The following is a 26,337-nucleotide window of genomic DNA, read 5'->3' on the forward strand; positions in this document are numbered from 1 at the left end:
TCACCGGGACGCGTCGGCGATCCAGTCCACGGCGGCCGACAGGGCGGCACGCTCGTCCCGGCCATCGGCCAAGGCGGCTTCGAACGCCCCGACCTGCCCGTCCGCGCTGGTGCCCTCGGTGACGATCGCCCGGGCGCGGGCGACGTCCGCGGCGCATCCGAGCGCGTCGGCATCCTCCTCCACCAGGGCGAGGACCGCCTCCAGCGCCTCGGCGAACGGCACCGCTTCAGCCCGCGCTTCGTCGATCAGCGTGGCGCGCACGCCGCTATGCTGGGCGCGCCACAGGTTCTCCGAGGCAAGCGCCCGCGAGACCCCGTCGAGCCCGGCATTGAGGTCGGGCCGGCGCACGCACAGGCGCACGAGGCAGCGGTACAGGGCGGCGACGCACAGCGAATCGTCGAGCCGGGTGCAGGCATCGGCAATACGCAATTCCAGGGTCGGGAACTTAATCGACGGGCGCAGGGACCACCACAGAAAGCTCGCATCCGCGATGGCGCCGGAGCGGGTCATGATGTCCACGAACCGCGCATGGGCGGCGGCATCGCGGAACAGTTCCGGCAGGCCGGTGCGGGGCAATTCGCCGAAGACGCTCAGCCGATAGGCCATCAGACCGGTCGCCTCCCCCTGCCAGAACGGCGAGGAAGCCGAGAGCGCCAGCAGCAGCGGCTGGAACGGCAGCAGCCGGTTCATCAGGTCGACCCGCGCGTCCGGGTCCGGCACCTCGACATGGACATGCATGCCGCAGATCAGCGCTCGCCGGGCCGCGATGCCGACATCCGACAAGATGCCCTTGTAGCGCTCGCCGTCGGTGGCGGTCTGGCGGGACCAGCGCGCGAGCGGATGGGTGCCGCAGGCGAGCAGGCTCAAGCCGTTTTCGGCCGCGATGCCGGCGAGTTGCATCCGCTGGCCACCGAGATTGTTTCGCGCAGCCTGCGCATCGGCCAGCGGCGGCGTGCAGACCTCGACCTGCGCGGCGACCAGCTCGCGCCCGGTCTCGGGCAGCTCCGCCTGCACCCGAGCATGGAAGCCGGCGAGATCGCCCCGGGGCGTGCCGCGGGTCTCGGCATCGGCGAGGAAATACTCTTCCTCGATGCCGAAGCGGTAGCTATAGACGCTCATCGAGCCTCCGGACACGCGACATGCACGCCAACGTCCCGGCCCGCCGGAAGGTGCCGGTCGTCAGGGCCGCAGCGCCCCGCCCACCAGCCAGGCCGGATCGAACCAGCGGTCGGCCTCGCCGTCGTAGGGCAGGCGCGTGATGTCCCAGTTCTGGATGTACTGGGCGTAGACGTTCCACACCGCGATGCCGCCGCCGACGAAGATCCGACGGCCCGGGTAGCGCTTGAGCACCTGCTCGGGATCCTCGTGGCTGCGGATCACGTCGATGGTGCGGTCCTTGAAGGCGAAGTCTGGCACTGAGGCCACGGTTTTAGGCCCGGCGATCAGCACGTGACCCATGGTGAGCGCGAAGAAGCGCGTCACGTCCTCCACGAACAGCGGATCGGTGTTGCCCTCCCAGGGCAGGTGCCCGTTCAGGCCGAGCTGGCCGCGCAGGCCGATCGCACAGATGCAGCGGACGTCGATCATCGTAAATCCCAAACCCTGCGGGCTCCGCCCGCAACCCGCCGGGGCCGCAGGCCCCGGACCCCCTACTCGGGCGCGCGGAACTGCAGCACCCGATCGGTGGGGAAATCGTAGAGCTTGCCGGTCTCGGTCCAGTCCGGTGCGGCGAGCCGCACGAAATGGGGGGCGAGATCCTCGGGGGTCTTGAGGGTCTCGGGGTCCTCGCCCGGCATGGCCGAGCGGCGCATGCCGGTTCGCAGCGGCCCCGGGTTGAGTAGCATCGCCCGGATGGCGGTAGTTTCGTTCTCCGCCGCGTAGGTCCGCACCAGCGCTTCGAGCGCCGCCTTCGAGACTGAGTACGGCCCCCAATAGGCCCGGCATTTCGAGGCGGCGCCCGAGGAGACGAAGACCACCCGGCCGGCATCGGACATGCGCAGCAGCGGGTCCAACGAGCGGATCAAGCGCCAGTTGGCCGTGACGTTCACGTCCATCACTTGGCCCCAGACCTTCGGGGTGATGTGGCCGATCGGCATGAGCGCGCCGAGGATGCCGGCATTGCCGACCAGGATGTCGAGCCGCTTCCAGCGCTCGTTGATCGCCGCGCCCAGCCGGTCGATGGCGTCGTAATCGGCGAGATCGAAGGGCACGAGGGTAGCGCTGGATCCGGCCGTCCGGATGGCGTCGTCCAGTTCCTCCAGGGCGCCGACCGTGCGGGCCACCGCGACCACGTGGGCGCCGGCCTCGGCCAGGGCCAGGGCGGCGGCCCGCCCGATGCCACGGGACGCCCCGGTGACCACCGCCACGCGGCCTTCGAGGATTTTTTGAGACTCAGCCATGCGCGGGACCTAGCGCATTTTGGCGCTAGGCGGATCAAAAAGTTCCGGTTTCAAAAGGTCCGAGACCTTTTGCGGGTACAGGGTGGAACCCTGCATAGACCCAGGGGCGCTGCCCCTGGACCCCGCCAAAGGGCTTGCCCTTTGGGAACCCCGTATCGGCCGGCTCAATCCGCCTCGGCCAGCATGGCGAAGCGCTTCGGGCCGGCGATGGAGAGGTCGGTCAGGCCGGTCGGATAGTCGCCCGTGAAGCAATGGTCGGTGTATTGCGGGCAGGCCGCATTGCGCTCCTCCTCGCCCATCGCCCGGTAGAGGCCTGGGATCGACAGGAAGGCGAGTGAATCGGCGCCGATATACTTCCGCATCGCCTCGAGGTCGTGCGTCGCGGCCAGCAGCTTCTCCCGCTCCGGCGTGTCGATCCCGTAGAAGTCGGGATAGGTGATCGGCGGCGAGGCGATCCGGAAATGCACCTCGGCAGCGCCGGCCTCGCGCATCATCCGGACGATCTTCACCGAGGTCGTGCCGCGCACCAGGCTGTCATCGACCAGAACGATGCTCTTGCCCTCGATCGCCGCGCGGTTGGCCGAGTGCTTCATCCGCACTCCGAGCTCGCGCACCGATTGCGTCGGCTGGATGAAGGTGCGGCCGACATAGTGGTTGCGGATGATCCCCATCTCGAAGGGGATTCCGGTCTCCTGCGCGAAGCCGAGCGCGGCCGGCACGCCGGAATCCGGCACCGGCACGACGATGTCGGCGGGGGCAGCGGCCTCCCGGGCGAGTTCCCGGCCGATCGCCTTGCGCACGGCGTAGACGCTCTTGCCGTTCACCACCGAATCCGGCCGGGCGAAGTAGATGTACTCGAAGATGCAGGGCCGCATCGGCACGGCGTCGGCGAAGCGGATCGACTCGACGCCCTCCTCGGAGATCACCACGACCTCGCCGTTCTCGACGTCGCGGACGTAGCGGGCGCCGATGATATCGAGGGCGCAGGTCTCGGAGGCCAGCATGTAGCGGCCGTCGAGTTCACCGAGCACCAGCGGGCGGATGCCGAGCGGGTCGCGGGCGCCGATCAGCTTCTTGTTGGTGAGCGCGACGATCGCGTAGGCGCCCTGGATCGCCTGCAGGGCATCGATGAAGCGCTCGACGATCCGCGGCTTCCGGGAGCGGGCCGCGAGGTGGAGGATCACCTCGGTGTCGGAGGTCGACTGGGTGATCGCGCCGTCGCGCACGAGGTCGCGGCGGATCGACAGGGCGTTGGTGAGGTTGCCGTTATGGGCGACCGCGAGGCCGCCGCTGGCCAGCTCGGCGAACAGCGGCTGCACGTTGCGCAGGATCGTCCCGCCGGTGGTCGAGTAGCGCACGTGCCCGATGGCGGCGCGACCTTTCAGTCGGGCGATGGTGTCGCCGTCCGAGAAGGAATCGCCCACGAGGCCGGGGCGCCGCTCGGAATGGAACACCGCGCCGTCGAAGGAGACGATCCCGGCCGCTTCCTGGCCGCGGTGCTGCAGGGCGTGCAGCCCGAGCGCCACGATGGCCGAGGCCTCCGGGTGCCCGAAGATGCCGAAAACACCGCACTCCTCGCGCAGCGTGTCGCCGTCGAGATCGAAAGCGGCGGAATAAGCGTCGGATTGGGACATGCTGCGATCGATCACTTCACGAGTCCCGGCGGCGACGGGCCGGCGCGCCGGTCGTCGCGGATATCATCCGATCGTCTCCGGAACCGCTATCTAGGCGTTCCACGCAGACCGACCAACGGCGCGCGCCGCAGATCAGCGTCGCGTCGGGGCCGGCGCGGTCTCGGTCCGGCGCTGAGGCGCCGGGTCGGTCTCGGCGGGGGCGTCGGCCGCCTCGTTGGGCGGCGTGACGGCCTTCGGCTTCTTGAACTGCTTCAGGAAGCCCTCCGGATTCTCCGGCAACTGAGCCACCAAGGCGTCCCCGGACTTCTCCAGCATCGGGCGCGTGCGCGCCTGCGCGGCCCAGTCCGGCACCTTGCCCTGCACCAGCCAGGACAGGAACACCCAGCCGATCACGCAGATCAGGAAGCCGCGGCCCGCCCCGAACAGGAAGCCCAGCGAGCGGTCGACCGCGCCGATGCGCGAGTCGAGCACCACGTCCGAGATCTTCACGGTGATGATCGAGACGACGATCAGCGTGCCCAGGAAGATCGCCGCGATGGAGGCGACCAGCGCCACGGTATCGCTGTTGACGTGCTGCTTCACCAGCGGAAGCAGCATCGGATAGAACGACCACGCGACGGCGGCGGCGGCCACCCAGGCGATGATCGCCAGCACCTCGCGGGTGACGCCACGCACGGCCGCGAGCAGCGCGGAGACCGCGACGATGCCGAGCACGACGAGATCCAGAACGGTAAACGGCATCTGTGAACTTTTAGGAACCAGAGGGGATGCCGCGGCGGCCATGCGGCTCCCCGGGACCGGGGCCGAAGTATACCAAGCCGAACCTCGGCCGTCACCCTCAGGGACGGGCCTCGGGCGAGGCCTGTGCCGTCCATGCATCAGCCCGGGCCGACCGTGAGCGCGGACCGGGCCGCGGCCGGCCCCGTTTACCTCGTTCCGATCGCCGGCCTGTTCGGCGCGGTGCTGATGATCTCGCTGGTCCTGGCGGGCAAGATCGTCTCGGTGGGCGGGCTGACCTTCACGGCGGCGGTGATCGTGTTTCCCGCCTCCTACCTGTTCGGCGACGTGCTGACCGAGGTCTACGGCTACGCCAGCACCCGGGCGGTGGTCTGGACCGGCTTCCTGGCGCAGGCGCTCTGGATCCTGGCCTACGGGATCGCGGCGGCGCTGCCGCCCGCGCCGTTCTGGCCGCACCAGGCGGCGTTCGAAGCGGTGCTTGGCGCCACCCCGCGGCTCGCGCTCGCCGGGCTCGCGGCGTATCTCGTCGGCGAATTCCTGAACGCCTACCTGCTCGCCAAGCTGAAGCTGCGCTTTCGCGGGCGGGGCCTGGCCGCGCGGCTCGTCGCCTCGACGCTGGTCGGCCAGGGCATCGATTCGGTCCTGTTCATCGGGCTCGGCTTCGGCGGGCTGTATCCCGCCGCGGATCTCGTCCGCCTCGCGCTCTCGATCTGGATGCTGAAGGTCGCCTGGGAGATTGTGGCCCTGCCCCTCAGCGTGCCGCTGATCGGCTTCCTGAAGCGGGCGGAAGTACGTGATGCCTTCGATACGGAGACGGATTTCAACCCGTTCCGCCTGCGGCGATGATGGGTGTTGGCGGCAACGGGAAAGTGCTACCTTTGTAGCACCTTCTGAAGGAGCGTGACCATGCCGGTAGCCAAACGAACGCCTGGCACGACAACGAACGTCAAACCGCCGACTCAAGCGTCGACAACGGCAGTCGTGACCGTTCGGCGCCAAGGCGGAGCCCGCGTGATGACGCTCCCTCCCGCCGTTCTGGCCGCTATCGGAGCCGATACGGGCACCGACCTCGCACTCGCCGTACAGGATGGCGCCCTGGTCGCGACACCGGTCGCGAAACGGAAGCGCCGCTACACCCTGGTGGAGCTTCTGGAAGGCGCCGAGCATCTGCCGGCGTTGTACGCGGATACGGCCAAGGCTCTGGAGGGTCCCCCAGTGGGCAATGAGATCGGGTGATGGGCCCGCGGCCGAAGGTCCCGAAGCGCGGCGAGATCTACTCGACCAACCCCAACCCGGTCGTGGGCCGAGAAATGCGAGATCGGCACTACTGGGTTGTCCTGACGCCGGAGGCTGTGAACGTTCACGGCACGGCCATCGCCGTGGTCATTTCCACCGTGGCGGCGGGCGCCCGCGCCGCGGGCCTCGCAGTCCCCGTCACGGCGGATGGCGTGACCGGCGTGGCGGTCTGCACGCAGGTCCGCAGCTTCGATCTACGGGCGCGCATCGCCGACGGCAGTGCGAGCCTCGCCGGTGTCGCGGATCCGGGCACCGTGGGCGAGATCGCCGCGCGGGTTGCCAGTCTCGTCGACCCCTGAGACCAATGCCGCGAACCGACTCGCCTCACGGGTCCGCATCGTGCATCGGTCCCCGGGGAATCGAGGATCGGGGGCGTTTCGGTGGCGGGCAGTAGGTCGGTGACGGAGTCCGGGTCGGATATCGGCGCCCACGGCGCCCGGCTGACGATTGATCTCGGGGCGATCGTGGCGAACTGGCGGATGCTGGCCGCCCGTGGGGCCGATTGCGCCGCCGTGGTGAAGGCCGATGCCTATGGCTGCGGCGTCGCCCGGGTCGGGCCGGCCCTGTGGTCGGCCGGGTGCCGGACCTTCTTCGTCGCTCACCTCGCTGAGGGCATCGCGGCCCGGGCCGCCCTGCCGGAAGCCGCGATCTACATCCTGAACGGCCTGCCGCCCGGCGCCTGCGCGGCCTTCGCGGCGCACGACCTGCGCCCGGTGCTCGGCAGCCGCGAAGAAATTTTGGAATGGGCGGCCTTCTCGGGCGGAGGCCAGCCGGCGGCGCTCCACGTCGATACCGGCATGAACCGCCTGGGGCTGCCGGTGCCGGAGGCACTGGAACTCGCCGGCGATCCGAGCATTGCGGCTTGCGGCATCGACCTGCTGCTCAGCCACTTCGTCAGCGCCGAGAAGCCGGAGGATCCGGTCAACGCCCGGCAGATCGCCGATTTCGCGAGGGTCCGGGCGGCCTATCCGGGCCTGCGGGCGTCGCTCGCCAACTCCTCGGGTGTCTTCCTCGACGGTGCCCGGCACGACCTGCTGCGGCCGGGCTACGCCCTGTTCGGCGGCAACCCCATACCCGAATCCACCAATCCGATGCGCCCGGTGGTGCGGCTGGAGGCCCTGATCGCGCAGGTGCGGCATGTCGAGGCCGGAACCAGCGTCGGCTATAATGGCCGCTGGACCGCCCCCGCGCCGAGCCGGCTCGCCACCCTGTCCCTCGGCTACGCCGACGGCTTCCCGCGAGCGATCAGCGGGCGCGGGCAGGCCCTGGTCGGGGGCGTGCCCTGCCCGATCCTGGGTCTGGTCTCCATGGACCTGATCATCCTCGACGTCACCGCGGCCCCCCCGGCCCGGCGCGGCGCCGAAGCCGTGCTGATCGGCGACAGCCTCGATATCGACACGGTCGGCCGCGCCGCCGGCACGATCGGTTACGAGATCCTGACGGGGCTGGGTTCGCGTTATGTTCGAACTTATGTAGGGTGATCCGGACCCTCTTTCGGACGCCGGACCAGCGGCGCGCGGACCCGAATGGCCAAGATCCACCAGACCTTCGTCTGCCAGTCCTGCGGGGCGGTCTACAACCGCTGGCGCGGGCGCTGCGAGGCGTGCAACGGCTGGAACACGATCGTCGAGGAGGCGGCCGCCGCGCCTGGCCAGTCCGGCCCGGTGGCGACCCGGCCGTCCCGTGCCCGCGGCCGGGTGTTTCCGCTGGAGGGCCTGACCGGCGAGACCAAGGAGGCGCCGCGTATCCCCTCGGGGATCGGCGAGCTCGACCGGGTCACCGGCGGCGGCTTCGTGCGCGGCTCGGTGATCCTGCTCGGCGGCGATCCCGGCATCGGCAAATCGACCCTGCTGATGCAGGCCTCCGCCGCCATGGCGGGGACCGGCGAGCGGGTCGCCTACATCTCGGGCGAGGAGGCGGTGGGCCAGGTGCGGCTGCGGGCCGAGCGGCTGGGGCTCAGTTCCCACCCGGTGGATCTCGCGGCCGAGACCAATGTCGAGGACATCATCGAGACCCTGAGCCAGGGCCGCCCGCCGGCGCTGGCGATCATCGATTCGATCCAGACCATGTGGACCGAGACGGTGGAATCGGCCCCCGGCACGGTCACGCAGGTGCGCTCCTCGGCCCAGGCGCTGATCCGCTTCGCCAAGACCACGGGCACCGCAGTGATCCTGGTCGGCCACGTCACCAAGGACGGCCAGATCGCCGGCCCCCGGGTGGTGGAGCACATGGTCGACGCGGTCGCCTCGTTCGAGGGCGACCAGGGCCACCATTTCCGCATCCTGCGCGCGGTGAAGAATCGCTTCGGCCCCACCGACGAGATCGGCGTGTTCGAGATGACCGATGCCGGGCTCGCCGAGGTGCCCAACCCCTCGGCCCTGTTCCTGGCCGGTCGCGACCATCAGGCCGCCGGCACCGCGGTCTTCGCCGGGATGGAGGGGACGCGGCCCCTGCTGGTGGAGATCCAGGCGCTGGTGGCGCCGTCCTCGCTCGGCATGCCCCGCCGGGCGGTGGTCGGCTGGGACCCGAACCGGCTGTCCATGGTGCTGGCGGTGCTGGAGGCCCATGGCGGCATCCGGCTCGGCACCCACGACGTGTATTTGAATGTGGCCGGCGGCCTGCGCATCACCGAGCCGGCGGCGGACTTGGCGGTGGCCGCCGCCCTGGTCTCGTCCCTGTCGGGAGCGGTGCTGCCGCCGGAGACCGTCTATTTCGGCGAGATCGGCCTGTCGGGTGCGATCCGACCCGTGGCCCAGGCGGGTGCGCGGCTCAAGGAAGCCCAGAAACTCGGCTTCGCCAAGGCGCTGATCCCGCAGGGCCGCGGCGAGGGCGACAAGGCCCTGTCGGTGGAGACTCTGCGCCACATCGCTGACCTAGTGGCCGGGATCAGTGCCGGGGCGCCGCGGAAGGGCTCCGGGCAGCGCGGGCGGGCGCAATCACGCTACGCTGACGAGGAAATCTGAGCAGTTAGCCCCCCGTCACGCTCATGTGCCGCGCCACCGCGGCCGGGCGCTGGCGCTCGATGATGAAGTCGTGCCCCTTCGGCTTGCGGGTGATCGCCTCGACCACCGCCGCCGCCAGCACGGAATCATCGTCTGATGCCCGCAGCACCGCGCGCAAATCGGCAGAATCCTCCTGGCCCAGACACAAATAAAGCTGGCCGGTGCAGGTCAGGCGCACGCGGTTGCAGCTTTCGCAGAAATTGTGGGTCAGCGGCGTGATGAAGCCGAGCTTGCCCCCGGTCTCCTCGACCCGGACGTAGCGCGCCGGACCGCCCGTGCGGTCGGGCAGCGGCGTCAGGGTGTAGCGGCACTCCAGGCGCTGTCTCGCCACCGACAGCGGCAGGAACTGGTCGGTGCGGTCGGCCTCGATCTCGCCCAGCGGCATCACCTCGATCAGCGTCATGTCCATGCCGAGGCCGTGAGCCCAGGCGATCATGTCGGGGATCTCGTCGGCGTTGACGTCGCGCAACGCCACCGCGTTGATCTTAACCTTCATGCCGGCCGCCCGGGCGGCCGCGATGCCGTCGAGCACCACCGGCAGGTCGCCCCGCCGGGTGATCGCCCGGAACTTTTGGGGGTCCAGCGTATCCAGGGACACATTGATCCGGCGCACGCCGAAGCTCGCCAGCTCCTTCGCGTACCGGGCGAGCTGGGTGCCGTTGGTGGTGAGCGTCAGCTCCTCCAGCGCGCCCGAATCGAGGTGGCGCGACAGGCGGCGGAACAGATGCATGATGTCGCGGCGCACCAGCGGCTCGCCGCCGGTGATCCGGAGCTTGCGCACGCCCCGGGCGATGAACACGCCGCAGAGCCGGTCCAGCTCTTCGAGGGTCAGCAGGTCGCGCTTGGGCAGGAACTGCATGGTCTCCGACATGCAGTAGGCGCAGCGCAGGTCGCAGCGATCCGTCACCGAGATGCGCAGATACGAGATCGCCCGCTGGAACGGGTCGATCAGCGGCGCGGGCGACGGCGCGCGGGGCGCGTCGGCCATAAACCCCTGCGGCGTGCTGGAGATGTCATCGAGCATGATTGAGCATATGATGCCCGATACGGTCGTGGGCAAGCCGACCCCGGGCCGCAGCCCCCGGATGCTTGAGGAGTGTGACCCGTGAACGAGGATCTGTGGCCGACCGAGATCCGCCTGTCGGCCGACCGTCGGGTGCTCAACGTCGCCTTCGAGGATGGGTCGCGCTTCGCCCTGCCGGCCGAGTACCTGCGCGTGTCGAGCCCGTCGGCCGAGGTGCAGGGCCATTCGCCCCTGGAGCGCAAGGTGATCGGCGGCAAGCGCGCGGTGGCGATCCTGGCCGTGGAGCCGATCGGCAACTACGCGGTCAAGCTCGGCTTCGACGACATGCACGACACCGGCCTCTATGGCTGGGGCTACCTGCACACGCTGGGCCGCGAATACGATTCGCGCTGGCAGACCTACCTCTCGGAACTCGCCGAACGCGGCCTCGACCGCGAGACGGCCCGCACCGCCCCGGTGAAGCAGGGCGGGGGCTGCGGCTCGGGCTCGTGCGGGTGCCATTGAGAGCTTGGTAGCCTTCCCATCCTCCCCCTCATCCTGAGGTGCCCGCAGCAGCGGGCCTCGAAGGAGCCCTCCAGAAGGCGCCGCGATCCCTGGAGGGCTCCTTCGAGGCCTTCGCTGCGCTTCGGCACCTCAGGATGAGGGGGAGATTTGGATGTCCCTTGGTCGACAGCACCAGCCCCGGAGCCACCATGGCCTTCACCTGCACGATCCCCGCGGTGCCCACGATCCAGCAGGACGACGCCACGGTCCGCATCACCCGCTGGGATTTTCCGCCCGGGGCGGTGACCGGCTGGCACGAGCACGGCTGGCCGTATTTCGTGGTGATGCTGGTGGAGGGGGTACTGCGCGTCCATGACGGTGCGGCGGTCCGCGAGACCCTGCTCGCGGCCGGGCAATCCTACATGCGGCCCGCCGGCATCCGGCACGACGTGATGAACGGGTCGGACCACCCGATCGCGTTCATCGAGATCGAGGTGAAGCGCCCGGATACGCTGGTGACGCTGCCCGAAGCCTGAACGCAGAAGGGCCGACCTCGCGGCCGGCCCTCACCAAAAAATCCCAAACCCTAGCGCTGGACGACGACCTTCGTGCCGACCTTGGCGCGGGTGTAGAGGTCGGTGACGTCGTCGTTGGTCATGCGGATGCAGCCCGAGGACACGGCGGTGCCGATGGTCTCCGGCTCGTTGGAGCCGTGGATCCGGTAGATCGAGCCGCCGAGATACATGGCGCGGGCGCCGAGCGGGTTCTCGATCCCGCCCTTCATGTAGCGCGGCAGGTCGGGCCGGCGGCGCAGCATGGTCGACGGCGGGCGCCAATCCGGCCACTCGCGCTTCATCGTGATGGTCTGCACGCCGCCCCAGGTGAAGCCCGGACGGCCGACGCCGACGCCGTAGCGCAGGGCCTGGCCGCCACCCATCACGTAGTAGAGGCGCCGCTCGGCCGTGGAGACCACGATCGTGCCGGCGCCGTAGGGGCCGTTATACGCCACGGTCTCGCGCGGGATCGCCGACATCTGCGGCACGGCCGCGTCGAGCGGGTCGGCGGGGTTGAGGGAGGCGTTGGCCACCGGCACCGCGACGGTCTCGACGGCTTGCGGTCGCACCCGCACGGTGAGCGCGTCGTTCAGCGGCTGGCGGGTCAGCGGGTCGATCTCGTAGGCGAGCGCCGGTGCGGCGCAGGCGGCCGCGCCGATGAGCCCTACGAGGGCGGGAAGGAAACGACGCATCAAAGCCTCTCGGGGCAGGCGCGAAATCAGGTGGGAACGCGGCGAATTACCGGGGCACGATGCCGTGCCGATCCTCGCCAAGGGGTAAACGCTCGCGCCCCAAATCCAACCCTCAAACCGCCATGCTTAGCCGGTTCCGCCCCTCCGTGACTCGATGGCAACACTGTGGCAGCTTGGCCGTAACCGCCGGGATGAGGAATGGGCGGTTTGACGTGTCCCGATCCGCCCGGCCCCCAAAAACTCACGCCTCGTCGGTGGCGAGCCAGATGGCCGGTTCCAGGGGCGCCGTGCGGACCGGGGCCGGGGCGGCCGGCAGGCCGCGGATCTGCGCCAGCTCGGCCAGTTCCGGAGCCTGCGCGGTGTCGTCGGCGGTGAGGAACAGGCCCCGGGCCCGGGCGGCGCGGCCGAGATCGGCCCGGCTGGTCCAGACGCTCTGGGCCGGGCTCGCCAGCAACGCGAGGGCCAGCGGCGCCAGCCACAGGCCAAGCCAGGCATTGCCGGCCCAGACCAGGGCGAAGACGATCAGCGCCCCGACCACCACGGCATCGGCCTGGAGCCGGAACGCCTCGGCCCAGGAAACCTGCCGGTCGTCGCGGTCCTGAGTTTCCCAGCGCACCACCCGGCCGAGGAAGGTCGAGACCACGGCGCCGGCGGTGAACAGGGTCAGCACCGGCCACAGGAACACCCAGACGACCTGTTCCAGGGCGGCGCTGGCCAGCAGCGCCTTCGTGCCGCCGAAGGACGCCCGGCGGCCCGGCGAGGCCAGGACATGGCCGAGGCTCAGGACCTTGGGCAGCGCCAGCACGGCGAGGCTGAGGGCGGCGAGCGCGTGGGCGGCCGCGCCATGACCGGTCAGCCCGTAGGCGAGCAGGCCGAGATCGCCGGTCCGAGCCGCTTGCCAGGACGCCAGCCCGAGGAAGGCGATCCAGAGCGGCAGCATGCCGTAGGCCAGGATGCCGACGGCGAGGTGCGAGCGGCTGGCGGCGTGGAGGCCGGCCCAGGGCAGCACCCGCAGGTGCTGGAGGTTGCCCTGGCACCAGCGCCGCTCGCGCCCGAGCAGGTCGACGAGGTTGGTGGGCATCTCCTCCCAGGTGCCGCCCATCTCGGGCAGTAGGCGCACCTCCCAGCCGGCGCGGACCATCAGGGCACCCTCGACGATGTCGTGGCACAGGATCTCGCCGCCGAGCGGCGCCCGGCCCGGCAGGACCGGGAGCTGCGCGTTCTCGGCGAAGGCCTCGATCCGCAGGATCGCGTTGTGGCCCCAGTAGCTGCCCTCCGGCCCCTGCCATGTCTCCAGGCAGCGCAAGGCCAGGGGCGCGTAGAGGCGCACGGCGAATTGCTGGATGCGGGCGAACAGGGTGTCCCGGCCGGCCGCGTAGGACACGGTCTGGATCAGGCCGGTGCGGGGGCTCTCGTCCATCAGCTGGACCAGCCGGGTCATGGCCGCGCCGGTCATGAGGCTGTCGGCGTCGAGGACGATCATGAAGGCGTAGTCCGCGCCGTAGCGACGGCAGAATTCGCCGATATTGCCGGCCTTGCGGCCGATGTTTTCCGACCGGCGCCGGTAGCGGATCCGCGGTAGGGCCGGGTCGGCTTCGCTCCAGGCCTGGATGCGGGCGAATTCGTGCTCCTCGACCGCCGCGATCGCGCCGTCCCGGGTATCCGAGAGGACGAAGATGTCGATGTCGTGCGCGTCCGCTCGTGCGAGCGAGCGGGCCATCACCCGCAGCCGGGCGAACACCGCCACCGCGTCCTCGGCGTGGATCGCCACCACGGCGGCGGTGCGGCCAGCGCTTGCAGCCGGGACTTCAGCCGCCTCGGAGCGGCGCTCCAGAACCGATTTCGCCCGGTCGCCCAGGATGGCGGCCACGAGCCCGTAGACGTATTGGCAGGCGACGAAGGCCTGCCAGCCCATCACCAGGGCGAACAGGACCAGGATGGCCCAGGCCAGCGGGCTGCCGCCGGCCGGGTAGGCGAGACCCGCCAGCCATGCGAGACCGCCGGCGGCGGCGAGGCTCGGGATCGCCAGGGCGAGGCGCCGGGCCAGCAAGGTCCGGCCGCCACCGGTCCAGGCCTCGGGTTCGCGCGCCACGGCCGGAGACTCCACGCGCTGGGGATCGGGCGCACCCGGATGGGCGTTCCGGTGCGGCTGTTCGGCCGAGGAGGTGACCCGTGAGGACACGGTGCGAGGGAAAGGCATGGCGCGAAGAACTCGACCGTGGAAGCCTGCCGGCTGCCCCGCCGCGTGCGGGCGGGGACCGATGAGCGTGGACACCGATAGCCGGGGTGAGGACACGCAGCCGACCCGGCCGCACAGGCAGCCGGAGGCCGAACGGATCGATCCCCCCTCCCGGCGCCGCGTTCTCAGAACCGTCCTGACCGCGGCTGCCGGCAGTATTGTACCTAGCGCTATAGATCTGAATGACGCCCGAACATGGGCCGGGGCGGCGCTTCAGCTGCAGAGTCCGGGTTCCAGGGGGCCGCAGGACGGTGCGATGACCTTCGAGACTCTGTCGGCTGAGGCCCAGCGCCTCGTGGCCGCGCCCTATGCGGGGCCGGCCACGGAGCTGCCGCCGGCGCTGGCCGGGCTCGACTATGACGGCTATCGGAGCATCGTCTTCCGTCCGTCCGAGAGCCTGCCTCTCGGCCGGCATTTCAGCGCACAGCTGTTCCACCGGGGCTTCCTGCAGCGCAAGCGCGTGGCGCTCTACCTGCAGCCGCGGAACGGCCCGGCGCGGCCGATCGCCTACGAAAACCGGCTGTTCGATCTCGGCCAACGGCTCGCCGGCCAGAGTTTTCCGGCCGATCTCGGCTTCGCGGGCTTCCGCCTGCACTACGCCTTCCCGGACACGCCGGCCTGGCGCCCCAAGGGCTTCCAGGAGGAGTTTCTGGTGTTTCTCGGCGCCTCCTATTTCCGGCTGCGCGCGGCCGGCCAGGAATACGGGCTCTCGGCCCGCGGTCTCGCCATCGGCACCGGTGCGCCGGAGGGGGAGGAATTTCCCGACTTCATTGCCCATTGGCTGTGCGAGCCGGAGCCGGAGGCGCGCAGCCTCACGGTGCTGTCGCTCCTCGACAGCCCGAGCGTGTCCGGCGCCTACCGGTTCGTGATCACCCCCGGGGACCCGGCCCGGATCGCCGTCACGGCGGCGCTCTATCCCCGCAAACCGATCCCGCAGCTGGGGCTCGCGCCGCTCACCAGCATGTTCCTGTACGGCCAGAACGGGCCCGGCGCGCGAGGCGCGAAGCCGTTCGACGATTTCCGCCCGCAGGTGCACGATTCCGACGGGCTTTGCGTCGCCACCCCGGACGACCGGATGTGGCGTCCGCTGGTCAACGGCCGCAGGCAGCCGCAGATCTCGGCCTTTGCGGCCAAGCCCCTATCGGGGTTCGGGCTGCTCCAGCGCGAGCGGAGTTTTGCCGCCTATCTCGACGTGGAGGCGCGCCAGGAAGCCCGGCCCGGCCTGTGGGTCGCGCCCGGTCCGGAGGGGGCCTTCGCGGAGGGCGCCGTGCAGCTCTACGAAATCCCCTCGGCGGAAGAGTACATGGACAACATCGTGGCGGCCTTCGTACCGGCGGCGCCGATGCAACCCGGCACCGCCCTGCATCTCGCCTACGGCCTGACCACCGTGGGGGCGGAGCCGGTGGATGCGATCCCGCAACCCGCCCTCGCCCGGGTCACCGAGACCCGGTTCGGCTCGGCCGAGCGCCTGCGCCCGACCGCCCCGCCGAACCCGGAGCGGCGGCTCTGCGTGATCGATTTCGAGGGGCCGTCGCTGCCCAACGGCGCGGACGAGACGATCGCCGCGGAGGTCTCGGCCAGCGCCGGCACGCTGCACGAGCCGGTGGCCAACTTCGTGCCGCAGACCGGCGGCTGGCGCATCTACGTGGAGTGGCGCCCGCCCCAGCCGATGCCGGAGGGCGATGTCGTGCTGCGGGCGCGGCTGGTGCGTGGGACGAATCCGCTCAGCGAGACCTGGGACGCGGTGGTGTGACCTGAAGTGTTCGCGCATCGATCCGTGCCGATCGCGACGCGCCCCCTCTCCCGTGCGGGAGAGGGTTGGGGTGAGGGTCGAGAACGATCCGGAGAGGTCACACCCCTCACCCTGTCTCTCTCCCTCAGGAGAGGGGACCCACGCCAGTTCGGCAAAGATCCGTCACCGCGGGAGGCCTAACTCTCCTCAAGCGCTGCGCCGCTCGCGCTCCAGGCGTTTTGCGAGGCGGGTGGCGCCGTAGACCTCGCTCAGGCGGCGCCGCGCGGCGTAGACCGGCGGCGCTTGCCGCTCGACATGGGCGGCCGCGATCACGCGCAAGGCGGAGTCGACCGAGCGCTCCAGGCGGCGTTCGGCCGAGACGGCGAAATCCTGCTTCGAGTCCAGCATGCGATGATCCCTCGTGCGAGGCCGGGCCCGCCCTCTCGCGGGGCGGTGACCGGCGGCATGGGGCAGCTTCGGCATCCGGCTTGACCGTATCAAGGCAGCTTGGCCGTAAGCAGCGAGGCGGCGTTACCGCAGTTCCTCGTGCCAGGTCCGGCCGTCGCGCTCGATCAGCGCGATGGCGGCGGTCGGCCCCCAGCTCCCGGCGGGATAGGGCCGCGGCGCCTCCGGGCGGTCGGCCCAGGCCTTGAGCACGCCGTCGGCCCAGGCCCAGGCGGCCTCGACCTCGTCGCGGCGCATGAACAGGGTGGCGTTGCCCCGGACCACGTCCATCAGCAGGCGCTCGTAGGCATCCGGATAGCGCTGCTTGAAGGTCTCCTCGAAGGAGATGTCGAGGTCGGTCGGGCGCAGGCGCAGGCCGCCGGGGCCCGGATCCTTGGTCATCACTTCGAGCTTCATGCCCTCCTGCGGCTGCAGGCGGATGACGAGGCGGTTGGGCTCGCGGCCGAAGGCCTCTTCGGGGAAGATCGAGAACGGCGAGGCGCGGAACTGCACCACGATCTCGGACAGCTTCTGCGGCAGGCGCTTGCCGGTGCGCAGGTAGAACGGCACCCCGGCCCAGCGCCCGGACTGAATCTCGACCTTCATGGCCACGAAGGTCTCGGTCCGGCTCTCGTGGCCGAGCTCGGTCAGGTAGCCCTCCACCGGCTTGCCGTCGACGGCGCCGGCCACGTACTGGCCGCGGACGGTGGCGAACTGGATGTCGTGGGCGGTGATCGGCTTGAGGGCGCGCAATACCTTCAGCTTCTCGTCGCGCACCGAGTTCGCCTCGAGATTGAGCGGGCTCTCCATGGCGGTGAGGCACAGCAGCTGCAGGATATGGTTCTGCAGCATGTCGCGCATGGCGCCCGAGGTATCGTAATAGCCGGCCCGGCCCTCGACCCCGACCGTCTCGGCCACGGTGATCTGGACGTGGTCGATCACGTCCGAGGTCCAGAGCCGCTCGAAGATGGTGTTGGCAAACCGCAGGGACAGCAGGTTCTGCACCGTCTCCTTGCCGAGGTAATGGTCGATCCGGAAGATCTGCGATTCGGGGAAGACCTCGCCGACCGCATCGTTGATCGCGCGGGCGGATTTCAAATCCTTGCCGATCGGCTTTTCCAGCACGACCCGGGATTTTTCGCCGACCAGCCCGTGCGCGGCGAGGTTGCGGCAGATCGAGCCGTAAAGGTCGGGCGAGGTGGCGAGGTAGTAGGGCCGCACCTGGTCGGGCCGCTCGTCGAGCTTCGCCACGAGGTCGGCCCAACCGCTCTCGCCGGCCCCGTCCACCGCCACGTAATCCACGTGGTCGAGGAAGGCGTTGAGCGCGTCCTCGGCCAGGTCCGCGGCGGGCACGAAGCGCTTGAGCGCGTCCCGGGCATGCTCGCGGAAGGCGTCCGTCGACAGGTCCGAGCGCGAGGCGCCGATGATTCGGCTGGTCTGCGGGATCTGCCCGTCCCGGAACCGGTAGAACAGGGCCGGCAGCAGCTTGCGCGCCGTGAGATCGCCGGTGGCGCCGAACACGACGCAGTCGAACGAGGCGACGGGGATGATCGTGGCCAAGAGTGCGGCTCCCTGGTGTCGTGCGCTGGTGCGGTGCAGCGATCGCGCCATACCGACCTAACCTGGGTGCAAACGCTTCGCCAGACGAGGGGCGGCCGTCAGGAAGGTTCGGGGCGCATGCCTCCAGGGGAGGATCGCGGCTTGATGCGCCGACCGTGACTTACGCCCCGTCATTGCGAGCGGAGCGAAGCAACCCAGGAAACCGCGCGATGCGTCGGTCCGCTCGACGGAACGGACGAGAAAAGTCGCAGGTGAGATGCGGGTCAAGAGGGGTCCCATCAACAGTGACGCTGCCCAGGAGTGGAGTTTCGGCACGATCCGTTTTCCGTCCGCGCTTGAAAGCATCCTCCGTCGCGGAGCCCTGGGTTGCTTCGCTCCGCTCGCAATGACGGCGGGAGCTCTCGCTTCTCATCAAGTCCCTGAACGCCCCCGCGTAATCCCGGCTCTGAACCCAATCCACCAGCGTGACGCAATCCAGCGGCGGCAAGCTCTCGCAGGCCGTGCAAGCCCGAAACGCCTCTCACGGGCGCGCGATGACGCCCATCCCGTCATTGCGAGCGCAGCGAAGCAACCCAGGGTACCGCGCGGCTGATCCTTCTGCTCGACAGGAGAACCACCATGCGCGCGCCGGCCGTCTACATCATGGCGAGTCGCCGCAACGGGACGCTCTATACCGGCGTCACCGCGAACCTGTCCCGGCGCGTCTACGAGCACCGCGAAGCCCTCCGTCCCGGCTTCACGCGCCGCTACGGTTGCAAGCTCCTGGTCTGGTACGAGGGCTACCCGACGATGAGCGAGGCCATCGCCCGTGAGAAGCAGATCAAGGCCGGCTCCCGAAAGAAGAAACTTGGCCTGATCGAGGCGATGAACCCGGATTGGCGCGATCTGTATCCCGGCCTCGCGTGAAGTTCTTATGCGTCGCGGAGCCCTGGGTTGCTTCGCTGCGCTCGCAATGACGGTAGCGGCTCTCACTCCGCCATGAACCGCTTGAACGCCTCCGAAAAATCCGGATGCCAGCGCGACAAAGCAGGCCGGTTCTCGATGATGTCGCCGGCGGCCCAGGCGATGCGCTTGGCGTCCTGCGCCCTTGTGGTCTCGTTGTCGGGGCAGAGGATGTAGAAATCGCCCGCTTCAAGCCGCTCCAGCATGAAGGCGACGGTCTCCTCCGGCGTCCAGGCGCCCGCCGGCTTCTCGGCGACGCCCCGAGCCTTGGTCAGGCCGGTATAGACGAAGCCGGGGATCAGCAGGTGCGCGGTGGTCCTGCAGCCCTCGCGGTTGCGCAACTCGTGGGCCAGCGCCTCGGTGGCCGCCTTCACGGCCGCCTTCGAGACGTTGTAGGGCGCGTTGCCGGGCGGCGTGGTGATGCCCTGCTTCGAGCCGGTGACGATCACCGCCCCGGGCTTGCCGCCCGCGATCATGCCGGGCGCGAAGGCGTGGATGCCGTTGACCACGCCCCCGAGATTGGTGCCGAGGATCCGGGTCCAGGTCTCGGCGTCGGAAAACAGCTTGCCGCCGGCCTCGATCCCGGCATTCAGCATCACCACGGCCGGAGGGCCGGCCTTGGCGACATGGGCTGCAAGAGCCTCCAGGGCCTCCCGGTCCGAGACATCGGTGGGCACCGCCCGGACCTCGACGGCGGCGAGCTCGGCCACGGCGCGGTGGGCGTCCTCGAGGGCCGGGCCGGGCAGGTCGGCGAGCCAGACATTCATGCCGGCCCGCGCGAAGGTTTTGGCCGCCGCGAGCCCGATGCCGCTCGCCGCCCCGGTGACGACCGCGCTGCGGCCCGGGCTGATGGCGGGATGCTGGCTCATGACTTTCGTCCTCGGCTGAATGACGCTGCTGAAATGGGATGTGACGGGGCGCGGGGAACCCGCGCCTCCTTTTGCGATGTTGGGAGACCGTAATCCTCTGCCGGAGAGATGCATGGTCGACGGCTTCCCTCATCCGTTGACGATATGTGTCCCTCCCGGCCCCCGCACAAAGGACCCGGCATGACCCCACGACCCGGCCTGCCGAGCCGCCGTGCGCTCCTCGCCGGGGCGGCCTGCGCCGGCCTTGTCGCGGCGGCGCGGGCCGCACCTTCCGGGTTCGGCCCCCTCGGCAAGCCGTCCTGGTCGGGCGACAGCCTCCAGGCGGCCGCCGCCGCCAAGGGGCTGCTCTACGGCTGTGAGGTGCCGTTTCACCGCTTCGACTCGACTCCGGCCTACCGGCAGGCGGTGGCGCGAGACTGCGGGATCCTGGTCTGCGGCACCGAGATGAAGATGGAGGCGGTACTGCCCGCCCCCGGCCGCACCGATTTCGCCCGGGGCGACGCGATCCTGCGCTTCGCGCGGAGCAACGGCCAGCGGATGCGCGGGCACACGCTGGTCTGGCACGCAGCCCTGCCGCCCTGGGTCGCGCCGCTGCTCGGCCGGGCGAGCGCCGTCCAGGCCGAGGATTTCATGCGGCGCTGGATCGAGACCGTGGCCGGGCATTACCGCGGGCAGATCGTCGCCTGGGACGTGGTCAACGAGATCCTGGGCAACGAGGCCGATCCCGACCGGGGCGGGGGCCTGCGCGATTCTCCCTGGCTCGCCGCCATGGGGCCCGGCTACGTCGACCGCGCCTTCCGGATCCTGCACGAGACAGACCCGGCGGCCGCGGGCACCTGGAACGAGGACGCGGTCGAGCAGGGGGCGCCCTGGATGGAGGCCAAGCGCACCAAGGTGCTGCGCCAACTGGAAGCGATGCGGTCGCGCGGTGTGCCGATCCGGCGGTTCGGACTGCAATCGCACCTGACCAGCACGGTCCCGGTCGACCAGGGCCAGTTGCGCCGCTTCCTGCACGAGATCGGCCAGATGGGGCTGGGGATCGCGGTGACCGAGCTCGACATCGACGACCGGGCCTTCCCGTCCGACGTGGCGACCCGGGACCGGATGGTGGCCGACTTCGCCCGTCGCTACCTCGACGTGGTCCTGGCCGAGCCCGCTTTGCTCGACGTGGTCACCTGGGACATCTACGACCCCGACACGTGGCTCAACGACCACCCCTACCGCAAGCGGCCGGACGGGTTGCCCCAGCGGGCGCTGCCGCTCGACGCGCAGTTCCAGCGCAAGCCGCTCTGGCACGCGATGCAGGCCTGCTTCCGGGCGGCGCCGGACCATGCGGCCGCGCGCGAAAAACTCAGGCGGGGGTGATGCCGGTGCGACCTTGTCTGTCGTCAGGAGCCAGCGGAGTTACCTGGCGGCGCCGGACGAGGCTCGGGTCCCCTCTCCCGTGCGGGAGAGGGACAGGGTGAGGGATGCGACCTCTCCGGACAAACCTGGTCCCTCACCCCAGCCCTCTCCCGCTCGGGAGAGGGGGCCGTGTCGCGCCCCGCATGGGCTCGTGTGAGCGCCCTACGGTCCCGAGAACGGGCTCCGGCGGGCGGTCCGCCAAGAGCCTTCGGCGCAACCGCGCGCAGGGGCGCTCGACCCAGGTGAACATCCCCCAGCACCAGAGCAGGGTCAGCGGGAAGGCCACCAGCATCAGCGGGACGCCGTGCAGGCCGGGCACCTGATGCAGCACCAGCGCCACCACGGCCATGTGGGCGAGATAAAAACTGTAGGACCAGAGGCCGAGCTGGCGCATCGGCCGGGCCGCGAGCCACCGCACCGCCCGGCCTTCCCCGTGCAGCAGGTAGGCGAAGGGCACGAACAGGGCCGCGCTCTGGATTGTGTAGCGCACGGTCTCGCGGAAGGCGGGATCGCGCACGGCCAGGGTCAGGAGGATCACGGCGAGGCTCGTGGCGACGTGCCAGAGCGTCGGGCGCCAGGCCCGATCGGCCGGGATCACCGGGTTGTTCCACAGGCCGAGGCAGCAGCCGAACAGGATCGCGTCGATGCGGGTGTGGGTCCAGGAATAGTTCAGGCTGTAATCGGCCAGCCGCCAGACGTTGACGCACCGGATCCCGAGCACCAGGGCGCAGAGCCCCAGGCAGGCCAGCGCCGCCCGGCGCGGCTGCAGGCGCCCGAGCCACAGAAGGTAGGCCAGGGGGAAGACCAGATAGAAATGCTCCTCGATGGCGAGGCTCCAGAGGGGCACCGGCAGCACCGCCTCGGTGCCGAACAGCCCAGGATAATTGGTCAGGAACAGCACTTGGCCGAGCAATGCCGCCGGCTCGACCCGCATCCAGTCGAGGAGCCCCGCCGCGTAGAGCGCCCCGGTGGCCGCGAGCGTCAGGTAGAGCGGCGGCAGGATCCGGAGGCTGCGCCGCAGGTAGAAGGCGGCGAGCGAGACCGTGCCGGTGCGCTCGCGCTCGATCCGCAGCAGCGTCGTGATCAGGTAACCGCTGAGGAAGAAGAACACCGTGACGCCGAAGCCCCCCGGCACCACGTGGCTGTAGCCGCAATGGGCCGCGAACACGATCAGGATCGCGAGCGCCCGTACCCCGTCGAGCTGGGGCAGGTAGGGCATCGTGCTCGGGACATCCCCGATGCGCTGGGATCCGGAATCCGGCATGGCGGCGGCTGATCGTCCTTCACGGCACGGCCCGGCAGGGTGCGCCTTTTCCGCGCGAACCGATATCCGCAGGCGGTGCCAGAGGGCGAGCCCCTCGCCGGATGGTGAATGGCGCCCGCGGCCGGCCCGATCGACCGGAGGAGATTGGTAACCGTACCGCCCCATCATCCCGCCCGACCGCGCCGCCCCGGGCGCCGTCGGGAGTGTTGCGTATGGTCCCGGCCCGATTCCGCCTGTCCGCCCGCCTCGGCGCGGGTCTCTCGGTGCTGGCGCTGCTCGGCGGCCCCGTGGCTGCGCTGGCGCAGGGGGCGACCCCGGTGCCGGCGCTCGCCGTCCCGGTGGCGGTGCCGCCGGCGTCCGTCCCGGCCCAGGAGCCCGCGAAAAGTTCGGAACCCGCGAAGACTCCGGAGCCCAGGCCCGGCGAGCCCGCGAAGATTTCCGAGGCGAAGGCCGCGGAGCCCGCGAAGAGAACGCGCGAGCCGGCGCCGCTGATCTACGCCAAGGTCTCCACCGACCCGACCCCGACGCTCACCGCCCGGACCTTCCTGGACACGCTGAAGGTCGCCGACCGCTACGCCGCCTTCGCGGAGGCCGGGGGCTGGGAACGGCTGCCCGACGACCTCATCCGGCTCAAGCCGGGGGAGCGCAGCCCGGCGATCCCGTCCCTGCGCCACCACCTGACGTTGACCGGCGACCTGCCGGTGGACGCGCCGCCGAGCGACCGGCTCGACCCGCCGCTGGTGGCGGCGATCGCGGCGTTCCAGGGCCGCCACGGCCTGCCCGACAGTGGGATTCTTGGCCGGCTCACGATCAACGCGCTGAACGTGCCGGCCGCCACCCGCCAGCGCCAGCTCGCCGCGTCCGCGGCCCGGCTAATGGGCTCGAAATTCCCGTTCGGCGAGCGCTATGTCGTGGTCAACATCCCCTCGGCGAATGTCGAGGCGGTGGAGAACGGCGCGGTGGCCCGCCGCTACGTCGCGGTGGTCGGCTCCCCCGACAAGGCGACACCCCCGGTGGAGACCCGGATCACCGACATCAACTTCAACCCGACCTGGACCGTGCCGGCCTCGGTGGTGAAGAACGAGATCATCCCGCAGATGCGCAAGAACCCGGGCTACCTCACCCGGAACCACATCCGCATCCTCGGCCCCACCGGCGAGGTCGACCCGACCAAGATCGACTGGGCCGGCAACAAGGCTGCGGCCTATACGCTGCGCCAGGATTCCGGCTTCGACAATTCGCTCGGCCAGGTGCGGATCGACATGCCGAACCGCTTTGCCGTCTACATGCACGACACCCCGGCGAAATCCCTGTTCGCCGCGAATGTCCGCTTCCACAGCCACGGCTGCGTCCGGGTCGGGCAGGTCAAGGAGCTGGTCGGCTGGCTGCTGCAGGGCACCGACGGCCCGAACGGGCCCGGCACGAGTTGGGGCCCGATCGAGATCGAGACCGGCATCGCCGACGGCGAGCGCCGCGACATCAAGCTGGTCAAGCCGGTGCCGGTGACCTTCGTCTACCTCACAGGCTACGCCACCCCGGACGGGACGGCGCATTTTCGCGACGACATCTACAACCTCGACACGCCGGCCGCCGAGCCCGCCGCCACCGGGGCGATCCCGCCGGCCGGCGCCGCACAGCCTGCGGCGACGCCGAAGTCCGCAGCGGTCAAGCTGGCAGCCCCCAAGCCGGCCGTGACGAAGCCCGCTCCCGCCAAGCCGGCGGCGAGCAAGGCGGTCGTGGCGAAGACGGCAACGGAGGGCCTGAATCCAGAAACACCCCAGACGTCGCGCTAAGGTGGGCCCTGCCGGCGGCTCGATCTCTCCCGCCTCGTCATTCCGGGGCGCCGTCGGCGAGCCCGGAACCCAGAGCCGCCGACAGTGCAAGATCTTGAGCTATCGGCGGTTATGGATCCCGGGCTCCGCTGCGCTGGCCCGGGATGACAAGGTGGTCTATCTGGCCGGCCTGCATCCCCGATCGAAGTAGGCCTGAGCATCAACCGGCCTTTGAGGAAGGCTTTTGACGCGCGAAGGGCCCATCTCCGGCACACGGGGCTAGTCCCAAGCCCCCCTACCCAACCCCAAGCTCCAGCTTCACATTCACCAACCCCGGATCCTCCGGATCCCGCCCCTGCGTGAACCCGAGCCGGCGGCAGACCGCCAGCATCGGGCGATTCTCGGCCAGCACCATGCCCTCGACCCGGCCGATCCCCTCGGAGCGGGCCCAGTCGATCATCAGGCGCATCAGCGCGAAGGCGAGGCCGGTGCCCCTGGCGTCGCGGCCGACCGCGATGGCGTATTCGCCGCTCTCGTGGTTGGCGTCGGCGTGCAGCCGGACGGCGCCGAGCATGCGCTCGCCGCCCTGCGGGTCGACCTCGGTGGCCACGAAGGCGATCGCCCGGGCGTAGTCGAGCTGGGTCAGCCGGGCCAGGAAGGCGTGGCTGAACTCGCGCACCGGGCCGAAGAAGCGCAGCCGCAGGTCCTCCGGGTCGAGGCCCTTGAAGAAGGCCAGGAACAGCCCCTCGTCCTCGGGGCGCACCGGGCGCACCCGGATCGTGCGGTCCTTGAGCTTGAGGGTGCGGACCCATTCAGCCGGATAGGGCCGGATCGCGAAGCGCGGGTGGCCGCGGCCGTGGCGGCCCCGCTCCGCCCGCCCGATCCGCACCCGGGCGTCGAGGGCGAGCACGCCGGTCTCGTCGGCGAGCAGCGGGTTGATGTCGAGCTCGCGCACCTGCGGCAGGTCGGCGGCGAGCTGGGACAGCTTCACCAGGGTCAGGGCGATCGCTCCGAGATCGGCGGGCGGCACGTCGCGGTAGCCTTCGAGGCGCCGGGCGACCCGGGTGCGGCCGATCAGGTCGCGGGCGAGCGCGAGGTCGAGGGGCGGCAGGCCCAGCGCGCGGTCGTCGATCACCTCGACCGCCGTGCCGCCCCGGCCGAACACCACCACGGGGCCGAACACCGCATCCTCGGCGAGCCCCGCGATCAGCTCGCGGCGCTGGCCCCGGCGGACCATCGGCTGCACCGCGAAGCCGGTGACCCGGGCATCCGGCCGCTCCCGCCGGGCGCGCGCCAGGATGCTGCGCGCGGCCTCGCGGACATCCGCCTCGCTGGTGAGGTCGAGCTGGACGCCGCCGATATCGGACTTGTGGACCACGTCGGGCGAGACGACCTTGAGCGCCACGGTGCCGCCGGCCGCGATGATCGGCCAGGCAGCCGCCGCGGCGGCGTCCTTGTCGGGGGCGAGGGTGATCGGCACGGTCGGGATGCCGTAGGCCTCCAGCAGGCCGTTCACCGCGATCGGGTCGAGCCAGGCCGCCCCCTGGCGCAGGGCGGCGGCCACGATCGAGCGGGCCCGGGCCATGTCGGGCGAAAAGTCCCGCGGCAGCGAATCCGGCGTGCGCATCAGGTCGTCCTGCGCCTCGCGGTAGCGCACGAGGTGCAGGAATCCCTCGATCGCCTCGGAATCGGTGGTGAAATGCGGGATCCCGGCCCGCGCGAAGGCGTCCCGCGCCGCCTCGGCATCGCCCAGCGACACCGCGAAGACCGGCTTCTTGCGGGTCTGGCCGGCGCGGGCGCGCTTGACCGTCTCGGCGATCGCCCCGGCCACCGCGCCGGCCTGCGACCGGACCGTGGGAACGTGAATCGCCAGCACCGCGTCGCTGGTCCGGTCGGCCAGCAGCGGCGCCAGGGCCTCCGCGAAGGCCGGGCCGCCGGCATCGATGCCGAGGTCGATCGGGTTGCCGGCCGGCCTTCCCTCGGCCTCGGGGATCTCCGCCAGGATGCCCGCGCGGTCGGTCAGCCGGTCGGCGGCGAGCAGGCCGATGCCGCGGCCGTTGGTGAGGATCGCGAGCCGGTCCCCCGGGAACGGGCGCTGGCGCCCCAGGGCTTCGACGGCGGAGAACATGGCGTCGAGATCCGGCACCGCGAGCAGGCCGGCCCGCCGGAAGGCCGCGGCATAGACCGCGTCGGGGCGGGCGAGCGCGCCGGTATGGGTCACGGCGGCCCGGGTGTCGGGCCGGTGCCGGCCGGCGCGGAGCACCACCACGGGCTTGGCGCGGGCCGCGG

24 protein-coding genes are annotated in these 26,337 nt (G+C 70.6%); 11 read left to right on the top strand and 13 right to left on the bottom strand.

What is annotated here, in order from left to right; translation table 11 throughout:
• The 5 genes from MKL09_RS01710 to MKL09_RS01730 all read right to left on the bottom strand — a co-directional run bounded on the left by MKL09_RS01710 (nucleotide 1) and on the right by MKL09_RS01730 (nucleotide 4,774).
• Complete coding sequence (locus MKL09_RS01710; RefSeq protein WP_244017367.1) at nucleotides 1-1,119, bottom strand: carboxylate-amine ligase; 1,119 nt, start codon at nucleotides 1,117-1,119, stop codon at nucleotides 1-3.
• A 60-nt stretch (nucleotides 1,120-1,179) separates the two neighbouring features.
• Nucleotides 1,180-1,587 carry a dihydrofolate reductase gene (locus MKL09_RS01715; RefSeq protein WP_243965694.1) on the bottom strand — a complete coding sequence of 136 codons (408 nt, stop codon included), beginning with the start codon at nucleotides 1,585-1,587 and terminating at the stop codon, nucleotides 1,180-1,182.
• 62 nt (nucleotides 1,588-1,649) lie between these two features.
• Complete coding sequence (locus MKL09_RS01720; RefSeq protein ID WP_244017369.1) at nucleotides 1,650-2,399, bottom strand: SDR family NAD(P)-dependent oxidoreductase; 750 nt, start codon at nucleotides 2,397-2,399, stop codon at nucleotides 1,650-1,652.
• Between the two features lie 164 nt (nucleotides 2,400-2,563).
• Nucleotides 2,564-4,033, bottom strand: a complete 1,470-nt coding sequence (gene purF / locus MKL09_RS01725) for an amidophosphoribosyltransferase (protein ID WP_244017371.1) — start codon at nucleotides 4,031-4,033, stop codon at nucleotides 2,564-2,566.
• A 132-nt stretch (nucleotides 4,034-4,165) separates the two neighbouring features.
• Complete coding sequence (locus tag MKL09_RS01730) at nucleotides 4,166-4,774, bottom strand: CvpA family protein (protein ID WP_244017373.1); 609 nt, start codon at nucleotides 4,772-4,774, stop codon at nucleotides 4,166-4,168.
• A gap of 132 nt (nucleotides 4,775-4,906) precedes the next feature.
• Between MKL09_RS01730 and MKL09_RS01735 the strand changes: the two genes are divergently transcribed.
• The 5 genes from MKL09_RS01735 (at nucleotide 4,907) to radA (ending at nucleotide 9,030) form a co-directional block, all read left to right on the top strand.
• Nucleotides 4,907-5,617 carry a queuosine precursor transporter gene (locus MKL09_RS01735; RefSeq protein ID WP_244017375.1) on the top strand — a complete coding sequence of 237 codons (711 nt, stop codon included), beginning with the start codon at nucleotides 4,907-4,909 and terminating at the stop codon, nucleotides 5,615-5,617.
• A 168-nt stretch (nucleotides 5,618-5,785) separates the two neighbouring features.
• Nucleotides 5,786-6,007 carry a PbsX family transcriptional regulator gene (locus MKL09_RS01740; protein ID WP_244017377.1) on the top strand — a complete coding sequence of 74 codons (222 nt, stop codon included), beginning with the start codon at nucleotides 5,786-5,788 and terminating at the stop codon, nucleotides 6,005-6,007.
• Nucleotides 6,007-6,366 carry a type II toxin-antitoxin system PemK/MazF family toxin gene (locus MKL09_RS01745; protein WP_244017378.1) on the top strand — a complete coding sequence of 120 codons (360 nt, stop codon included), beginning with the start codon at nucleotides 6,007-6,009 and terminating at the stop codon, nucleotides 6,364-6,366. Before MKL09_RS01740 ends, MKL09_RS01745 begins: the two co-directional genes overlap by 1 nt.
• Before the next feature lie 99 nt (nucleotides 6,367-6,465).
• Nucleotides 6,466-7,548 (top strand): alanine racemase, encoded by a 1,083-nt coding sequence (gene alr / locus MKL09_RS01750; protein WP_244017380.1) that lies wholly within the window; start codon nucleotides 6,466-6,468, stop codon nucleotides 7,546-7,548.
• Between the two features lie 45 nt (nucleotides 7,549-7,593).
• Nucleotides 7,594-9,030 (top strand): DNA repair protein RadA, encoded by a 1,437-nt coding sequence (gene radA, locus MKL09_RS01755; protein WP_244017382.1) that lies wholly within the window; start codon nucleotides 7,594-7,596, stop codon nucleotides 9,028-9,030.
• 4 nt (nucleotides 9,031-9,034) lie between these two features.
• On the opposite strand, the gene moaA is transcribed toward radA, so the two are convergent.
• Nucleotides 9,035-10,093 carry a GTP 3',8-cyclase MoaA gene (gene moaA / locus MKL09_RS01760; RefSeq protein WP_409566891.1) on the bottom strand — a complete coding sequence of 353 codons (1,059 nt, stop codon included), beginning with the start codon at nucleotides 10,091-10,093 and terminating at the stop codon, nucleotides 9,035-9,037.
• A gap of 81 nt (nucleotides 10,094-10,174) precedes the next feature.
• On the opposite strand from moaA, the gene MKL09_RS01765 reads away from it, so the two are divergent.
• Nucleotides 10,175-10,597: a gamma-butyrobetaine hydroxylase-like domain-containing protein gene (locus MKL09_RS01765; protein WP_244017384.1), complete on the top strand. Its 423-nt coding sequence runs from the start codon at nucleotides 10,175-10,177 to the stop codon at nucleotides 10,595-10,597.
• A 188-nt stretch (nucleotides 10,598-10,785) separates the two neighbouring features.
• Complete coding sequence (locus MKL09_RS01770; protein ID WP_244017404.1) at nucleotides 10,786-11,112, top strand: cupin domain-containing protein; 327 nt, start codon at nucleotides 10,786-10,788, stop codon at nucleotides 11,110-11,112.
• Nucleotides 11,113-11,162: 50 nt separating this feature from the next.
• On the opposite strand, the gene MKL09_RS01775 is transcribed toward MKL09_RS01770, so the two are convergent.
• Together MKL09_RS01775 and mdoH are read right to left on the bottom strand one after the other, a co-directional pair.
• Entirely contained in the window at nucleotides 11,163-11,822 is a 660-nt protein-coding gene (locus MKL09_RS01775; RefSeq protein WP_092037144.1) for a L,D-transpeptidase, read from the bottom strand.
• Between the two features lie 241 nt (nucleotides 11,823-12,063).
• The gene (gene mdoH, locus MKL09_RS01780; protein ID WP_244017406.1) at nucleotides 12,064-14,004 is read right to left on the bottom strand and encodes a glucans biosynthesis glucosyltransferase MdoH; all 1,941 of its coding nucleotides are present in this window, start codon (nucleotides 14,002-14,004) and stop codon (nucleotides 12,064-12,066) included.
• Between the two features lie 313 nt (nucleotides 14,005-14,317).
• On the opposite strand from mdoH, the gene MKL09_RS01785 reads away from it, so the two are divergent.
• Complete coding sequence (locus MKL09_RS01785; RefSeq protein ID WP_244017386.1) at nucleotides 14,318-15,814, top strand: glucan biosynthesis protein; 1,497 nt, start codon at nucleotides 14,318-14,320, stop codon at nucleotides 15,812-15,814.
• A 186-nt stretch (nucleotides 15,815-16,000) separates the two neighbouring features.
• Here MKL09_RS01785 and MKL09_RS01790 read toward each other — a convergent pair whose 3' ends face one another.
• Together MKL09_RS01790 and zwf are read right to left on the bottom strand one after the other, a co-directional pair.
• Complete coding sequence (locus MKL09_RS01790; RefSeq protein ID WP_007560314.1) at nucleotides 16,001-16,201, bottom strand: hypothetical protein; 201 nt, start codon at nucleotides 16,199-16,201, stop codon at nucleotides 16,001-16,003.
• 123 nt (nucleotides 16,202-16,324) lie between these two features.
• Nucleotides 16,325-17,797 (bottom strand): glucose-6-phosphate dehydrogenase, encoded by a 1,473-nt coding sequence (zwf, locus tag MKL09_RS01795; protein ID WP_244017388.1) that lies wholly within the window; start codon nucleotides 17,795-17,797, stop codon nucleotides 16,325-16,327.
• 618 nt (nucleotides 17,798-18,415) lie between these two features.
• Here zwf and MKL09_RS01800 point away from each other — a divergent pair.
• The gene (locus tag MKL09_RS01800) at nucleotides 18,416-18,703 is read left to right on the top strand and encodes a GIY-YIG nuclease family protein (protein WP_244017390.1); all 288 of its coding nucleotides are present in this window, start codon (nucleotides 18,416-18,418) and stop codon (nucleotides 18,701-18,703) included.
• Between the two features lie 62 nt (nucleotides 18,704-18,765).
• Here the strand turns inward: MKL09_RS01800 and MKL09_RS01805 are convergent, their stop codons facing one another.
• Entirely contained in the window at nucleotides 18,766-19,608 is an 843-nt protein-coding gene (locus MKL09_RS01805) for an SDR family NAD(P)-dependent oxidoreductase (protein WP_244017392.1), read from the bottom strand.
• A gap of 180 nt (nucleotides 19,609-19,788) precedes the next feature.
• Between MKL09_RS01805 and MKL09_RS01810 the strand changes: the two genes are divergently transcribed.
• Complete coding sequence (locus MKL09_RS01810) at nucleotides 19,789-20,973, top strand: endo-1,4-beta-xylanase (protein ID WP_244017394.1); 1,185 nt, start codon at nucleotides 19,789-19,791, stop codon at nucleotides 20,971-20,973.
• A gap of 133 nt (nucleotides 20,974-21,106) precedes the next feature.
• On the opposite strand, the gene MKL09_RS01815 is transcribed toward MKL09_RS01810, so the two are convergent.
• Entirely contained in the window at nucleotides 21,107-22,276 is a 1,170-nt protein-coding gene (locus MKL09_RS01815; RefSeq protein ID WP_244017396.1) for an acyltransferase family protein, read from the bottom strand.
• A 212-nt stretch (nucleotides 22,277-22,488) separates the two neighbouring features.
• On the opposite strand from MKL09_RS01815, the gene MKL09_RS01820 reads away from it, so the two are divergent.
• Entirely contained in the window at nucleotides 22,489-24,069 is a 1,581-nt protein-coding gene (locus tag MKL09_RS01820) for a murein L,D-transpeptidase (protein ID WP_244017398.1), read from the top strand.
• 274 nt (nucleotides 24,070-24,343) lie between these two features.
• Here MKL09_RS01820 and MKL09_RS01825 read toward each other — a convergent pair.
• A partial coding sequence (locus MKL09_RS01825) for a bifunctional acetate--CoA ligase family protein/GNAT family N-acetyltransferase (RefSeq protein ID WP_244017399.1) occupies nucleotides 24,344-26,337 on the bottom strand: 1,994 nt, incomplete at its 5' end.

The organism is Methylobacterium sp. J-048, assembly GCF_022829515.1.
Taxonomy (GTDB): Bacteria; Pseudomonadota; Alphaproteobacteria; order Rhizobiales; family Beijerinckiaceae; genus Methylobacterium.

Bases quoted from the DNA above. Each gene is read 5' to 3' on its own strand.
- MKL09_RS01710 (WP_244017367.1), bottom strand. From the start codon at position 1,119: ATGAGCGTCTATAGCTACCGCTTCGGCATCGAGGAAGAGTATTTCCTC.
- MKL09_RS01715 (WP_243965694.1), bottom strand. From the start codon at position 1,587: ATGATCGACGTCCGCTGCATCTGTGCGATCGGCCTGCGCGGCCAGCTC.
- MKL09_RS01720 (WP_244017369.1), bottom strand. From the start codon at position 2,399: ATGGCTGAGTCTCAAAAAATCCTCGAAGGCCGCGTGGCGGTGGTCACC.
- purF (WP_244017371.1), bottom strand. From the start codon at position 4,033: ATGTCCCAATCCGACGCTTATTCCGCCGCTTTCGATCTCGACGGCGAC.
- MKL09_RS01730 (WP_244017373.1), bottom strand. From the start codon at position 4,774: ATGCCGTTTACCGTTCTGGATCTCGTCGTGCTCGGCATCGTCGCGGTC.
- MKL09_RS01735 (WP_244017375.1), top strand. From the start codon at position 4,907: ATGCATCAGCCCGGGCCGACCGTGAGCGCGGACCGGGCCGCGGCCGGC.
- MKL09_RS01740 (WP_244017377.1), top strand. From the start codon at position 5,786: ATGACGCTCCCTCCCGCCGTTCTGGCCGCTATCGGAGCCGATACGGGC.
- MKL09_RS01745 (WP_244017378.1), top strand. From the start codon at position 6,007: ATGGGCCCGCGGCCGAAGGTCCCGAAGCGCGGCGAGATCTACTCGACC.
- radA (WP_244017382.1), top strand. From the start codon at position 7,594: ATGGCCAAGATCCACCAGACCTTCGTCTGCCAGTCCTGCGGGGCGGTC.
- moaA (WP_409566891.1), bottom strand. From the start codon at position 10,093: ATGCTCGATGACATCTCCAGCACGCCGCAGGGGTTTATGGCCGACGCG.
- MKL09_RS01770 (WP_244017404.1), top strand. From the start codon at position 10,786: ATGGCCTTCACCTGCACGATCCCCGCGGTGCCCACGATCCAGCAGGAC.
- MKL09_RS01775 (WP_092037144.1), bottom strand. From the start codon at position 11,822: ATGCGTCGTTTCCTTCCCGCCCTCGTAGGGCTCATCGGCGCGGCCGCC.
- MKL09_RS01785 (WP_244017386.1), top strand. From the start codon at position 14,318: ATGACCTTCGAGACTCTGTCGGCTGAGGCCCAGCGCCTCGTGGCCGCG.
- MKL09_RS01790 (WP_007560314.1), bottom strand. From the start codon at position 16,201: ATGCTGGACTCGAAGCAGGATTTCGCCGTCTCGGCCGAACGCCGCCTG.
- MKL09_RS01800 (WP_244017390.1), top strand. From the start codon at position 18,416: ATGCGCGCGCCGGCCGTCTACATCATGGCGAGTCGCCGCAACGGGACG.
- MKL09_RS01805 (WP_244017392.1), bottom strand. From the start codon at position 19,608: ATGAGCCAGCATCCCGCCATCAGCCCGGGCCGCAGCGCGGTCGTCACC.
- MKL09_RS01810 (WP_244017394.1), top strand. From the start codon at position 19,789: ATGACCCCACGACCCGGCCTGCCGAGCCGCCGTGCGCTCCTCGCCGGG.
- MKL09_RS01815 (WP_244017396.1), bottom strand. From the start codon at position 22,276: ATGCCGGATTCCGGATCCCAGCGCATCGGGGATGTCCCGAGCACGATG.
- MKL09_RS01820 (WP_244017398.1), top strand. From the start codon at position 22,489: ATGGTCCCGGCCCGATTCCGCCTGTCCGCCCGCCTCGGCGCGGGTCTC.